This is a genomic window from Bacteroidales bacterium, from assembly GCA_012517825.1.
Lineage (GTDB): Bacteria > Bacteroidota > Bacteroidia > Bacteroidales > JAAYUG01 > JAAYUG01.
In genome coordinates, this window is sequence record JAAYUG010000172.1 from 1 (window position 1) to 14,775 (window position 14,775).

The following is a 14,775-nucleotide window of genomic DNA, read 5'->3' on the forward strand; positions in this document are numbered from 1 at the left end:
AACGGGGTATTCGGCATGCAAAGCCCCCGGATTTCTCATGGCAAATGCAGCATATGAAGCAAATTCCCTGTTTCAGAGGCCTTTATAGCTTGCATTCAGGTAGTTGATAGAAGGCAGAGTATTTCCTTCAAAGTCAAACATGGTAGCATTTTCCCAGATTGATCCTGTTCCCCAGAGATCTTTCATACGGGAAGTGATCCAGGCAGGTTCCCAGTAAATCACTCCGCTTCCGCCTCCGTTAATTACTTTCTGGCACAGCGAAACCATGAAATTGTACTGCCCGGTTGCCGTAAAGGGGAATCCTGGCAGAGGAGACTGGTTTCCGAAAGCATTTGCATAATTATCGGCATATTCTGTTGTCCATGGATAGGCTGTTTCAAAAATCATAATTTTCTTTCCGAAAGTATTTTTCAGATTTCTGATAACCACGCCAAGATTATCAAAGGAAACCGTGGTATGCCACAAAGGGTAGTATGATATGCCAATAATATCAAAATCAGTTACTTTTCCATTGGAGGTAATCTGTTCAAACCACCATTGCACGTTTTTGGGGTCGGCAATATGCAGACCAATCTGAATCTGCCTGCCTTCTTCGGAGGATACTTTCCTTACTGCCCTGATCGCTTCGTTAAGAAGTTCCCCGAGCTGAACCCATTTCCCTTCGCAACAGTTCACCGAAGGGAAGCCTTGTTCAATATCGGTATAAAACAGGCCGCAGTTGATTTCATTTCCCAGCTGTACCATTTCAGGAAGCAGTCCTTCCGCGGCCAGGTTATGCAAGGTGGAGTATGTGTAGGTATAAAAAGAGTCTTTCAGGACAGCAAAATCCCGTATTGCGGCCCAGGCCGTCGGCGGAGTCTGACGGGTAGGATCTGCCCAGATGTCAGAATAATGAAAATCAAGACAGATTGCAAATCCCAGATTTTTTGCCCTGCGTATGCTTTTTTTTACGTCATTCAAACCGCTGTATAGCGGCACAGTATCACTTTTATAAACCTGCTGACGAACCCATGACGGGTTATGCCAGAGCCTGAGCCTTACCAGATTGGCCCCATGGTTCCGGAAAATTCGGTAGGGATCGTTTACCTTTCCTGAGTCTTTGTAAACAGCACCAAAGTCTTCGAGCTGATTTACATAGGAAAGGTCAACCCCCATGCAAAACTGATCGTATGTATAGCAGCGTATGGCATCATCCTTCGGATGGTCTGCATTATCCTTGCAGGATAGCAGTAAAAAGAGACAAGCCAGCAGAAACCAGACCGGAAAATGCGATCTCTTCATAATGGGATAATTTATTACAAAAATACATATATCATCCTTGAACAATTTATTTTATTTTCGTTTTCTAAGAAACTGGCATGGTATGTCACTCAGAACGCGCATACAAAGTTTTTTTGATACAAAAGGGCATAAGCCCCGGCTTGGGGGGTTGGATCTTCTGAAATACATAGGTCCCGGACTGCTGGTGACCGTTGGATTTATCGATCCCGGCAACTGGGCATCAAATCTGGCTGCCGGTGCCGGTTATGGTTACAGCCTGCTCTGGATGGTTACTTTATCAACCATCATGCTCATTCTTCTTCAGCACAATGCCGCACACCTGGGCATTGCTACCGGCCTGTGTCTTTCGGAAGCCACAACGCGATATGTGCGTAAACCTTATTCGATGGGTATTCTGCTCACTGCCATGCTTGCTTCCATATCCACATCCCTGGCTGAAATTCTCGGGAGTGCCATTGCATTGAATATGTTGTTTCATATTCCTCTTTTTATCGGAGTAATCCTCACTGTGGCGTTTGTTCTGATTATGCTCCTTACCAATTCGTATAAGGCAATTGAAAAATGGATCATCGGATTTGTATCCATTATAGGGTTGTCCTTTATTTATGAACTTTGGCTGGCTGATATTTCATGGAATGAAGCCATTACAGGCTGGGTTGTGCCATCATTCCCGGCCGGTTCCATGATCATCATTATGAGTGTGCTGGGAGCTGTGGTTATGCCTCACAATTTGTTTCTGCACTCTGAAATCATTCAGAGCAGGCAATGGAATCTGGAGGATGATAAAACCATCAGAAGGCAGCTGGATTTTGAATTTACCGATACTTTGTTTTCCATGCTGGTTGGCTGGGCTATCAACAGTGCCATGATTCTTCTGGCGGCTGCCACGTTTTATGCTCACGGAAAACAGGTGACCGAATTGCCACAGGCAAAGGAACTCCTTGTGCCTCTCCTCGGAAGCAGTGCATCCTTTGTTTTTGCCATAGCCCTGCTTTTCGCCGGACTATCTTCCACCATTACTTCGGCCATGGCAGCCGGATCAATTTTCGCCGGTATTTATGAGGAGCCTTTTGATATAAAAGACAATCACTCCCGCACCGGCGTGATCATTTCTCTTTTCCTGGCGGCTGTTATCATATTGTTGATCAGGAATCCGCTGAAAGGATTGATAATCAGTCAGATGATATTGAGTATGCAGTTGCCGGTCACCATTTTCCTTCAGATTTATCTTACTTCATCAGAAAAGGTTATGGGGAAGTATAAGAATACGTTGCTGAACAAGATATTGCTCTATTCTGTTGCCGGAATAGTGACCCTGCTGAACGTGTTTCTTATTATTTCCTTTTTCACATGAGCCGGACATGCGGCAAAAGTCCTGCCATCATCAGGCATATTAAATTCTGCGAACATAAACCAGCTTATCATCGCCATCGTCATAGAAGTCTTTGAGCACGGCTTCGCAGGAAAAACCGTTATTTTCGTAAAATTTACGGGTTGGTTCATACAAAGGTCTTCCTGAGGTTTCAGCATACAGGGCTGTTCCGCCCATTTCCTTCACCTTCCTGCAGGTTTCTTCGAGAAGCAATTTGCCAATGCCTTTTCCCCTGAGGTCTTTATATGTTGCAATCCAGTAAAGGTCAAAACTTTTTTTTGTGCTGGGATTTAACCCAAAACAGGAATATCCGGCTGTTTTACCGTCTGCTTCGGCAAAAATAAATTCATAACCGCTTTCAGCCCCTTTGCTGAGACGTTCTTCAATCAGCTCAACGGCAATTTTCACCTCATGGGGATAAAAGAAGCCTGTTGATTCTATTATGTTGCGGACATTTTCAACGTCCTGCCACCCTGTTTCTGATCGTAACGTTATGTTCATTGCCGGCAAAATTTGTTCGTCCCTCCGGCCGAAACGGACCGGAATAGATAAAATGAAAGCTCAAAAGTACGATTTTAATTGATGGCTTCTTTCACTAATTTTATATGGGGAAAGGCATTAAAACGCTGCCTTCGACTTCGCTCAGGCAGCGGGAATTACCTAGTCTCTGAATAATGGTTTCAGCTTTTCAACGGGAATTGTGCTGCGTGGATTAAACTGATTACCCGCCGCATACTTCCTTAGACTATATAGCAATTGCCGGGCTTCCGGCCTGTTTTCTGCATCGGTAAGCAGATCAGCACCCGTAACGATGATTTTACCTTTCCCGACCCTTGCTTCGAATATAAGCATGAGGGGCCTGGCTGTAAACCAGTCGTCAATAATGCGTACCACCGGGTCAACGTTTTTTTCAATGCCGGAAACATCAATGGCATGTGCATGCGACATGGCATCCCACCATTGCCAGTTGCTATGGTATTCGGTAGGAAAATTTTCCAGGGCAGGATGTTTCGGGTTGCAAAGAATCCCTAAAGTGTGGGGAGGCTGTTTGCCTGTCCAGGCAGTGTTCCAGAAAATACTTGAGAAACCTACAGCTATGTTACCCCCTGCATGAGGGGCAATGCTGCCTTTCCTGACGGTTAACAAAACACGTCCTCCCCGGGTAAGGTAATCAATGGTCTTTTTGTCCAGTCTTTGAGCAATCAGAACGGAATCATTCAGAGCCGGCAGGTGAGCAGGATATACCCAAATGTTCCATGCATTCTCATACGCATCAGTTTTTAGTGTCAATACCAGCTGGGAAGGTTTGCTGATCATGGAAAGTGGTTGATCAATTGTGCCCAGCCTGATACCGTTTCCCAAAGGAATATTCATGGCCGGGAATTTACCTCTGGCAATAATTTCTCCTTCCATGGAAGAGAGAGTCCATTCCGGGATAACTCCTTTCAGTTCTTTGTCGCCGAAATGCGCTATTTCGGCTTCAGCGTGCAGGGTTTCATCGTTAGTAAAAATCATCTTTGAAAGACGTAAAAGTGGAACAGTGCTATTGCAAAAGCGACGGTATTCTTCAGGTTTAACGTAACCTTTTTCGTTCCAGAAAGCATTAAGGACTCCGACAAGGGCTGTTCCCTGGCCGGGAAAATCGTGCAGGTCGAGCAACTGGAAACCACCGAACCCTTTGGTACGCAGTGCAGCTTCAATGTCGGCCTTATAGCATAAAACCTGCAGTTTCCCTGAAGCAAGAAGGAAGCTGTCGGCAAGATGACCCATTCCGTGTGCATTGAGCCTGTCGCGGAAAATTTCAAAATTGCGGGCTTTCAGAACCCCTTTGTACTGGTCAATTTCCTTGAAGTCGGGATACACGCACCATTGCCCGATTTCATGGCTGACGGTGGGTTTATTATACCGGGCAATGATATTTTCCCAGTCATAAGCTGTTTGGGGAGGAAGGGCATTGATGATGCTGGCAAGACCCTGATCCCAGCCCTGAATTCGTGGTTCAGGGGTGCTGTTGAAATCAGTAACTTCGAGCAAAGGCCAGCCTGCACCACTTGAATATAAGCGCCTCGGGTCTTTTTTCTTCCAGTAGGTGACAAATCCGGTAAGCCACTGATCCTGATGTTCTCCTGCAGGTTCATTTCCGTACAGAAGAAAACTGAACGAGGGATGGTTTCCGTATGCGTCCACAATCCGGTTGCTTTCTTCGTACAGGTAAGTGTCAATTGGTTTTCCATCTCCGATGGATGAACTTGCCCAGGAGGCGCATTCCACGTGCAGATAAAATCCGGAACGGTCGGCTGCAATAAAGGCGGCTTCAGGCGGACACCATGAATGGAACCGCATATGATTCAGTCCGTGTGCCCTGGCAATCCTGAATATACGCATCCAGGCACCTGTATCTGTTGGGGGGAATCCTGTTTCAGGGAAAATGGCGCATTCAAGTGTCCCCCTTAAAAAGACAGGCCTGCCGTTGAGCATGAACTGCGTACCCTGCGTTGCCCATTCCCGCATGCCGAACAACTCTCTTTTTGTATCCTTTCCTTTGTCTGATGTAAGTACAACCTGCAGTGAATAGAGATTTGGATGAAATTCGTCCCACAACGCCGGATCAGATCCCATCGGTAAGGTTACTTCAGCAATTGTACAGGTTGAATCGCATTTTTTCTGAATCCTGATCTTTTTTGAGGCCGGTGCATTGTTGTTTTTTTCCGGAATGGCCTGAAGACTGAGATTGCAAGAAGCATTTTCTCCTGTGTGGTTACGAATCGCGACTATTACCCTTATCTGTTTTGAGGCAATGTCGGGATAGATTTTTACATCACCCAGGCTGATTTTTGGCCTGGCAATAAGTTCCAGTTTTCCAGTAATGCCGTTCCAGTTGGTTTGAGTATGATCCGAAATGCTGTGCGAATTTTGCCCAACGTCTATTTCATTGATCCTGTTGTCAATCCTGATAGAAAGCAAATGCTTTCCCGGTTTTATGGAAGCAGGAAGCAGGAAAGTATGAGGTGTGGAGAGGGAATTCGCTGTTCCCACTTCCGTACTGTCAATCCATACTTTGCTATACCAGTGGCACCGTTCCAGGTACAGTTCAATGGTTTTTTCCTTCCACGCGGCGGGAATCTCAATCTCTTTCTGATACCAGGCAGGACCCTTGTAATACGTAACGGGCTGGAGCCAGAAAGGAACCTTTATATTGCCGGGTTGCCGGTAAGGTGCATATTCCTGTGATGTAAACCATGAACTGTCAACAATTTGCCCTGTCCATGGGGTGCTGATGGTAATGGAATCCCCTTTTCTGTTGGTGGCCATTGAACCGGGTAGCGTAACCGAATCGGACAGCAGTATGGAATACCAGTGCTGTGCTTCTCCGGTATCATCCCGGTCAATCTGAAATCTCCATGTACCCTTCAGACTGATACTGTCGGTTGTATCCTGACGGCAGGATCCGAAAACAAAGCCTGTTACTATGGAAGAAACAATGAGAAAGAATGATAATGGTTTGCGATGAAAGTAATTCATTGTATTCATAGGCAGTATTTTTTATCATGCTACGAAATTTTACCTTCAAACTGTTTCAGGCGCGCATAAGTCTTTCTATTTCTTCGAGTGATTTCCCTTTGGTTTCAGGAAGCCTGAAGAAAATCAAAAGGAAACCGGCAATACAAATGGCAGAATAGATCCAGAAAGTTCCGGAAGCCTTCAATAAGCGATGAAGATAGGGAAAGGTGATGACCAGCACAGCACTGGCAATCCAGAGGGCAGTGGTTGCTACTGCCATGGCAGAACCCCTTATTTTATTAGGAAAGATTTCCGAAAGAACTACCCATGTAACGGGAGCCAACGACATGGCATATATGGCAATGGCAACCACTACCGTAATCAGAATAGGAAGTCCTTTTAACCCGAAAAAATAACCGGCCCCCAGCATTATATAAGTAACGGCAAGACCTGCCGAGCCAATCAGCATCAGTTTTTTTCTTCCTGCCGAATCAACCGTGCGGATAGCTACAAAAGTAAAAATCAGATTGATAATGCCGGTTATTACAATATTGAAAAGCATGGAAGTAATGCCGTACCCGGCGGAGGAAAAAACTTCTTCGGCATAATTGAATACTACATTGATGCCACACCATTGCTGAAAGACGGCAAGGGCAATTCCCAGCAGAACCACGTTTCTCGTTTTCCTGTTAAGCAGGCTGAAAAAACTGAAGCGTTGCTTTTCCTGTGAGAGGGTTTCCGAAATTTCCCGGAAAGCAGCGGAGGCATAATCATTGCTTCCGGTCCGCATAAGAATGGATAGGGCTTTTTCTGTTTTTCCTTCTTTGATGAGCCACCTTGGGCTTTCGGGAACGAAGAAAGCAAGAATAAAGAAGAGAAACGCAGGAAACGATTCGGCCCAGAACATCCATCTCCAGCCTGTCTGTCCGTTCCATGAGCTTCGGATAATGATATCAGAGGCTCCTTCCGGCACGGGTTCTGCAATGAGGTAGTTGATAATCTGGGCCGCCAGAATTCCTATCACTATTGCAAGCTGGTTCAGGGAAACAAAGCTTCCTCTGTAAACAGGAGGGGTAATTTCGGCAATATAAACCGGTGAAGCAGCGGAAGCTATTCCAATACCGAACCCGCCAAGGATACGCCAGAGAATAAAAGGTCCAAAATGATCGGCCATGCCCGTTCCTACTCCGGAAACGGTAAAGAGCAATGCGCAAAGAAGAAGGGAAATCTTTCGTCCGTATTGATCGGTTACCCATCCGGAAACTGCGGCGCCAAAAATGCAACCGATCAGGGCAGAACTCATGGCAAGACCCTGCAATCCGGGATTGCCCGTTATGCCGAAAAAACGCTCATAAAAAGGTTTGGCTCCTCCAATAACGACCCAGTCGTAACCAAAAAGCAGTCCGCCCATAGCCGCTACCAGGGCTACGGGTATTATGTATCGCATATTGTATTTTCCCATATTTGCCTGCTATATGAAAGCGATCCGAAATATCCTATTTTATCGCGAATTATCCAATAATAAACCTCAGCAGAAATAACACGGATTAAGCATCAGGAGTGGAAACGAACCAATGCTTTGGGGATTGGTATTTTGCAATGGCATCCGGGTTGAGGCCATTGAAAAGCATTGAAAGCAACTCCAGGGCGCATTGCACATTTTTTCATGCACAAGAATCTTTCTGGTGCAATGATTGGGTTAATTATGTATCAACCGGTTGGAGCAGAGCACTAAATAAAATCCTTTCCGGGGATGCGGAGGTGGAGGTTATGAATCATTACCGGATCAGACCTTATTCAGTTCTTTAACGTTGCGGTATTCGAAACGGAAATCTATTTCGAAGCACTCAACAAAGCGGTTTTTGATCTGATGTTTAAGTGCCTCCGGATCATGGGATATAAAGACAAAGGCTCCTCCGCCTCCTGCGCCGCAGATTTTCCCGCCCAATGCTCCATTGTTCAGCGCGAAATGATACACTTCTTCAATAAAGGCATTGGAGGTTGACTGTGCGAGTTTCTTCTGTGCAGAGAAATTGCGGTTCATGATTTCGGCACAGAGAGCAAAATCTCCTTTTTGAAGGGCCAGGGCAAATTCATAGCCGCAGCGGGCCAGCTCATCAATGGCCGCGGCCCCTTCAGGGGTTTTGAAATTGCGATATACTTCCTCAACGGCAGTCTGCGCATTGCGGGAAACTCCCGTATGAATCAGCAGCAGCTTCTTCTGAAAATCTTCCAGGATGCTGTGAGAAATATCTGAAATAACAGGCCGGGCATAATCGGTACCGAATTCAAAACAATGAAATCCGCCGTAAACGATGGAATATTGGTCCTGCCGTCCGATGGCCCAGTTTAACTCCCGGTTTTCGAGGTTAAAAAGGTCTTCAGCAATGACCTGAAGGCTTTTTGATTCGGCATTGTATGTCTTGGCACTGATCATTTCCAGAAGTTTTACCGCAGTGGAAGTGCTCAGTCCGCTGCCTCTCGGATACCCCGAAAAATTGAGTTGCCCACCCTTAAGTTCAATCAGGGGGGAAATGGCCACGTTGGAAACATATCCTTTTTTTCCCTGCATAATAAATGGCACATCAGTCCATCCACCGGAAAAATCGATGCGCAGGGGGGCTTTCCAGGCAAAATTTATCTTATCAATGATACGGGTAGTGGATGTGGGTTCCAGTTCATGCGGCACTTCGCGTTTCACGAACTGCATTTGAATTCCCAGTCGTTCGCAGAGCTTTTTTTTAGGTTCGATAGCAGTATCGTCATCATTGAGTACAAAAACATCGGGGTGCAGAAGTTCGAGTATATGGCGGAAGTCAATTTTTCCCTCTTCAACGGTATTATCGTTCAGAACGGCATAAGAAACTTCTTCAAGAGCCGCAACAAGATGCAGCCTGTTTTGTTCCGGATTGACGGGTCTGCCAGGACCTTTCAGCTGTTCCACCACTTTGTCGCGGCCTATGCCAACCACCAGCAGATCGCCAAATTCGCGGCACTGACTGAAAAATACAGCATGGCCTGATTGAAGAATATCAAAGCACCCGGTACAGAAGACAATTTTTTTATCCCGGAATTTTTGGCGTATGCCGGGCAGCATTTCTGCTGTAAGTACTTTTGCCCTTATGCGTTCAAACATCCGCAGGAGTGCTTATCCGCATTTTGAAGATCCGCAGCTCTGGCAGATCAGACAGCCTTCCTGGTAAACGAGAGCCTCTGAACCGCATTCACTGCACCTTGTTCCTTTACGGGCTTTGGTTCCGTTAGGAATATACCGTTTCAATGCCCTTTCCACGCCGTTTTTCCATGTGTTGATGGTATCGCTGTCGAGGCTGAGTGAGGCGACCAGATTAACCACATCGGGTATGGGCATTCCGTGCCGCAGAACTCCCGAAATCAGCTTGGCATAGTTCCAGAATTCGGGGTTAAACATATGGGAAAGCCCTCCGATGGTATTTTTATACCCGTATTTGTCGGTATATTGAAAATCATAACGCGACTTTCCGGTTTCATCTTTTACCTTGATAATTTTTCCGTGTGTGATGGAAGGGGGGATGGGGAATTTTTCAATATCTTCAATACCGGTGAAGATTTCGTAAGGCCTGCCGTCTTTGAGTCCGATGAAGGCAATCCACCGTTCGTTGTTGTTGTTGAAGCGTATAATATCGGCTTCGAGTTCGCGCGGGCGTTTAAAGCTCTGAGGGTCAACCTCTGCTGTTTTTTCCTTTTTCTCTTTTGCCGAAAGAAGTACTCCCGAGCGGGATCCTTCCCGGTAAACTGTTATGCCCTTGCAACCGCTCTTCCATCCGGTGATGTATAGTTCATCCACAAGGTCTTCGCTCACGTTTTCGGGCAGGTTGATGGTAACGCTGATGGAATGATCGACCCATTTCTGGATATTTCCCTGCATACGGACCTTGCTTACCCAGTCAACATCAGCTGAGGTGGCTTTGTAATACGGCGATTTTGCTACCAGTTCCTGGATTTTTTCAAGAGGGTACTTTTTCACTTCTTTGACGTTATAGCCGTTTACCTGGAGCCATACCTCAAATTTGTGATGAAAAACAAAATATTCTTCCCAGCTGTCGCCTACTTCATCCACAAGGGTAATTTTGGCGGAAGCGTCGTTGGGGTTGACTTTGCGCCTGCGACGGTAAACCGGCAGGAAAACCGGTTCAATGCCGGAGGTAGTCTGGGTCATAAGGCTTGTGGTACCGGTAGGTGCAATGGTAAGCAGAGAAATATTACGGCGTCCGTATTTTACCATGTCGCGGTATAATTGCTCATCTTCCTTTCTGAGCCGGAGGATAAACGGATTGTCTTTTTCAAGCTGCGGGTCGTAGAGAGGGAAAGGCCCTCTTTCCTTTGCCGTTTCAACCGAAGAGCGGTAAGCTTCCAGAGCAACTGTTTTATGTACTTCGGTAGAAAAGTCAATGGCATCATCGCTTCCGTAACGCAAACCCAGGGCGGCGAGCATATCTCCTTCGGCGGTAATCCCGATACCGGTGCGCCGCCCTTCTTCAGCCTTTACCCGGATATTTTCCCAGAGTTTTCGTTCAACCCGTTTAAGTTCCATGTCTTCCGGATCGTTGGCTATTTTATCAAGGATGGCATCAATCTTTTCGAGTTCCAGATCGATGATATCGTCCATGATTCGCTGGGCATAGTGGACGTGTTTGCGGAATTTGTCGAAATTGAAGCGGGCTTCGGGTGTGAAGGGATTTTCGACATAACTGTAAAGATTGATGGCCAGCAGACGGCAACTGTCATACGGACAGAGCGGAATTTCGCCACAGGGGTTGGTAGAAACTGTCCTGAAGCCAAATTTGGCATAGCAGTCAGCCACAGATTCCCGGATGATGGTATCCCAGAAAAGTACCCCTGGTTCTGCTGATTTCCAGGCGTTGTGAATAATTTTTTTCCAGAGTGCCCGGGCATCAATTTCTTTTCTGATCATCGGATTAGGGCTGTCAATCGGGAATTGCTGAACATATGGTTTGCCTTCAATGACAGCCTGCATGAATTCATCGTCAATTTTTACCGACACGTTGGCGGCAGTAACTTTCCCCTGCTCCAGCTTTGCATCGATAAATTTTTCGGCATCGGGATGCTTAATGGATATTGTGAGCATAAGGGCTCCGCGGCGCCCGTCCTGAGCAACTTCGCGGGTTGAATTGGAATACCGTTCCATAAAAGGAACCACGCCTGTTGAGGTGAGGGCACTGTTCAGCACAGGAGTACCATAAGGCCTGATGTGGGAAAGATCATGCCCGACACCCCCTCTGCGTTTCATGAGCTGAACCTGTTCCTGATCAATTTTCATTATTCCCCCGTACGAGTCAGCCGGGTGGTCGTGCCCAATAACAAAACAATTTGACAGGGAAGCTATCTGAAAACGATTTCCTATTCCGGCCATCGGACTACCCTGGGGAACAATATACCGGAAATCCCTGAGCAATTCATAAACCTCCTCAACCGGCATCGGATTGGGATACCTTTTTTCAATACGGGCAATCTCCCTGGCAATACGCCAGTGCATATCGTCAGGTGTCAATTCATAGATTTTCCCGAAAGAATCCTTCAGGGCGTATTTATTCACCCATACCGTGGCGGCAAGTTCATCGCCACGGAAATATTCAATGCTTTTCCGGAGAGCCTCTTCATGCGAATATATCTTCTGTTCTTCTTTCATCTCAGTTTTTGCTGTTCCTTCGTTCTGCATAGTTTTTTCGTTCTCTTCAGCTCCGTTTTTCTGATTATTGACAATGATCGCGTCCGTTTGCATACATCCGGTTTTTTTAAGGTTTTGGGTATCTGTTATTTTACCTGAATAAAATAGAAAAGGGTTGACTACCGCAAGTTAACACCAGGCAAAAAATTTTGCCTAAAAAAACCCTGTGTAAATATTAACAACGCGGCAGAGTTTATCAACCTTACACCCGGAAGCAGCGATATGGTTCATTGTCAACATTTTCTATCCAAACCGGAGTATTGTATCAAAAACACTTTGATATATTCAATGTGCAATACACCATTGTTAATATATGAAATCACCTTTGTGTTATTGTAGTAACAGAAGGCAGGCACTCAGCTATATGCTGAAGAATGGTGCGGGTTGCTCCCGTGTTTTTCCGCACGTATGATGCCGAAGCTTCTGCAAGTTTTTCTCTCAGTGAGGTATTTCTGATGAGCTGGTCCATGTTTTCCTTCAGTTCATCGTAGGAATGAACGGGAATTCCGCATCCAAGTTCTTTCATTTCCTTTGCTTCAAGGGCTTTATGATAGTTAGGGCCGAAAAGTACCGGCCTTCCGTAAACGGCAGCTTCAAGGATGTTGTGGATGCCTTTACCAAACCCTCCTCCGATGTATGCAATGGCTCCATAGCGGTAGAGGGTGCTCAGCAGGCCAATTTTGTCAACAACAAGTACCTGCGCTTTTCTCAGGGCATTTTCATTTTCTTTGCTCCCGGAAAACAGAATATAAGGTACAGTGATTGATTTGCAGAGTTTTGTCAGGTGTGAGGTGTGAATTTCATGGGGAACGATAATCATCTTCAGAGGGAATCCGGTTTCGGCAATATACCGGGTAAGAAGAGCCTCATCAGGTTCCCATGTGCTCCCTGCAACTACTACAAGATGCCCGTCGGCAAACCATCCTGCTTCAGGAAGGGTTTTTTCTTCCGAGGCAATCTGAATTACCCTGTCAAACCGTGTATCTCCGCTTACAGAAACTTGGGCAATACCTATATCACTTAGAAGCCTGGCCGAATTCTCATCCTGGGTGAAAATATGGCTGAATCTGAGCAAAATGTTGCGGTACCAGGTTCCGTACCATCGGAAAAAAAGCTGGCCCGGCCTGAAAATGGCAGAGATAAGAAACAGCCTGGTTTTATTCTTATGAGCTGCCTGAAGAAAGTGAAACCAGAATTCGTATTTGACAAAAAGAGCAGCTACCGGTTTTACAGTATCTATCCATCGTTTAGCATTGCGGGGTGTGTCAAGCGGCAGATAGGTGACGCAATCGGCCAGGGGATAATTTTTTCTGATTTCGTAACCTGAAGGGGAATAAAAACTCAGAAGAATGAATACATTATCTCCGGAATGACGCCTGATAGCCTCAATAACAGGCCGGCCCTGTTCGAATTCTCCGAGCGAACTACAATGGACCCAGACAACCGGTTTTTGGTTTTTCTCCAGAGCGCTTTTCAGACGGGGGTACCAGTTTTTTCGTCCTTTCAGCCACAGGGCGGCCTTGTGATTAAACGGAGAAACAATTACTATGCCGGCATAATATAACCACAGAGATATTTGATAAAGGAATTTCACAGAAAAGAATTTTATCGTGCAAAGTTAACCCAAATGGTTGTGATTCTGCCAGTGTTTTTATCCCGGATTGCGCATCAGGAGTTCAAGCGAACCAATGCGCAGTGGTTTGGCTTTCAGTGGTGGAATCCGGGCAAATCCCGCTGAAACGGAGTGAAAGCGGCCCACCAGGGCACATGGCGCATCAAAAAACGCGCAATGTGGGTTCATCATACCGGGTAATGGAATCCTTTGCACCATGTACTGCAGAGGAAGGCAGAAACTATATGGGCAGTAAGATAGTTTTCAACCGTCTGTTGTTCATAATATTGATGCATGTGCTTCTTCTGCAACCATTGAAATATTTTATTTTTGGGCGTAGGATACTGGTAATTAACATCAGCGCGCATGAAGAAAAAGCAAAAAGATCCTGAATTGCTCCGGAAATACAGACAGTCTGTTTTGTTTAACAAACGAGAAATTGCCGCCATCAACAAATACTGTTCCCGGTATAAGATCAACAACCGATCCCGTTTTATGCGGGAAGCTATAATCAGTGAGGTACTTCGCCGTTTTGACCGGGATTACCCTTCGCTGTTTGATCAACCGGGGGTGCAGACCGGTAATTTGTAGGCAGCACATTCAACATTTTGTTGCTTGTCACGCACCCTGTTTGGATCATTCTAAACAACGCATATATTATTAAGTATTTATAAATCAACAGTTAGTTTGTTCTAATTGTTTATAAAATTACTTCTGGTGGTTTAAAAAAAATGTTTAAAAATTCAGCGTGTAAGTTCAAATTTTATATTTTCGCCCTGAAAACGTCGAAGAGACGTTGGCATGAAAACCTTTCTTCCTTTCTGTAAAAAGAAGGTGAAGAAGGAAGCATGGATTTGTAATTTAAATGAGATGAGTCATTCCAGTTTCATGCTCTGCCGGAATAATCACAAAACCGGTTACGCAGTTACCCCTACCCAGGTTTTTACTTGTCCCTTGCCCGCTCATCTCATGATGGTTCTGCCCGGAGGCTGCAGGGGGAGGAAGAGACCTTGGGGAAATGTCAGGGGAGATTTCAACTGATACGGCAATGGAAAGGAATTTCTCCATCTTTCTGGCCTTTTGCAGTTTACGGGAAAAACTACGCAGGCCGGAAGGGTCATTTTTTTTCGGAAATGAATTTGTGCAATTAAAATATGATTTATATTTGCCGGCTTTTTAGTATTAACCAATTAATTTTTTATGAGTAAGGATGATAACTCAGACATCAACTTTAAATCTTGTTCGGGAGCAACAAGGTTTAAATGGAATTCTGGTGGGTAA

The 14,775-nt window shown here is 45.6% G+C and carries 10 protein-coding genes; 2 read left to right on the plus strand and 8 right to left on the minus strand.

All coding sequences use genetic code 11. The features are described 5' to 3' along the window. Positions 1-72 precede the first annotated feature (72 nt). Positions 73-1,281 (minus strand): arabinogalactan endo-1,4-beta-galactosidase, encoded by a 1,209-nt coding sequence (locus tag GX419_11995; GenBank protein ID NLI25414.1) that lies wholly within the window; start codon positions 1,279-1,281, stop codon positions 73-75. A gap of 82 nt (positions 1,282-1,363) precedes the next feature. Between GX419_11995 and GX419_12000 the strand changes: the two genes are divergently transcribed. Next, entirely contained in the window at positions 1,364-2,635 is a 1,272-nt protein-coding gene (locus GX419_12000; GenBank protein ID NLI25415.1) for an Nramp family divalent metal transporter, read from the plus strand. Between the two features lie 39 nt (positions 2,636-2,674). Here the strand turns inward: GX419_12000 and GX419_12005 are convergent, their stop codons facing one another. From GX419_12005 to GX419_12035, 7 genes are all read right to left on the minus strand, one after another. Next, positions 2,675-3,154: a GNAT family N-acetyltransferase gene (locus GX419_12005; GenBank protein NLI25416.1), complete on the minus strand. Its 480-nt coding sequence runs from the start codon at positions 3,152-3,154 to the stop codon at positions 2,675-2,677. A gap of 159 nt (positions 3,155-3,313) precedes the next feature. Beyond that, the gene (locus GX419_12010) at positions 3,314-6,175 is read right to left on the minus strand and encodes a beta-galactosidase (GenBank protein ID NLI25417.1); all 2,862 of its coding nucleotides are present in this window, start codon (positions 6,173-6,175) and stop codon (positions 3,314-3,316) included. 55 nt (positions 6,176-6,230) lie between these two features. Then, on the minus strand, positions 6,231-7,616 hold the full coding sequence (locus GX419_12015; protein ID NLI25418.1) for a sugar porter family MFS transporter: 1,386 nt from the start codon (positions 7,614-7,616) through the stop codon (positions 6,231-6,233). A gap of 324 nt (positions 7,617-7,940) precedes the next feature. Then, the gene (locus GX419_12020; protein NLI25419.1) at positions 7,941-9,290 is read right to left on the minus strand and encodes an adenylyltransferase/cytidyltransferase family protein; all 1,350 of its coding nucleotides are present in this window, start codon (positions 9,288-9,290) and stop codon (positions 7,941-7,943) included. Positions 9,291-9,302: 12 nt separating this feature from the next. Next, the gene (locus GX419_12025; GenBank protein NLI25420.1) at positions 9,303-11,873 is read right to left on the minus strand and encodes an adenosylcobalamin-dependent ribonucleoside-diphosphate reductase; all 2,571 of its coding nucleotides are present in this window, start codon (positions 11,871-11,873) and stop codon (positions 9,303-9,305) included. 328 nt (positions 11,874-12,201) lie between these two features. Next, positions 12,202-13,476, minus strand: coding sequence for a 3-deoxy-D-manno-octulosonic acid transferase (locus tag GX419_12030; protein ID NLI25421.1), 1,275 nt, complete (start codon positions 13,474-13,476; stop codon positions 12,202-12,204). Positions 13,477-13,533: 57 nt separating this feature from the next. Beyond that, positions 13,534-13,686, minus strand: coding sequence for a hypothetical protein (locus GX419_12035; protein ID NLI25422.1), 153 nt, complete (start codon positions 13,684-13,686; stop codon positions 13,534-13,536). 174 nt (positions 13,687-13,860) lie between these two features. Between GX419_12035 and GX419_12040 the strand changes: the two genes are divergently transcribed. Further along, positions 13,861-14,085 (plus strand): hypothetical protein, encoded by a 225-nt coding sequence (locus tag GX419_12040; protein NLI25423.1) that lies wholly within the window; start codon positions 13,861-13,863, stop codon positions 14,083-14,085. The last annotated feature ends 690 nt before the right edge of the window (positions 14,086-14,775 follow it).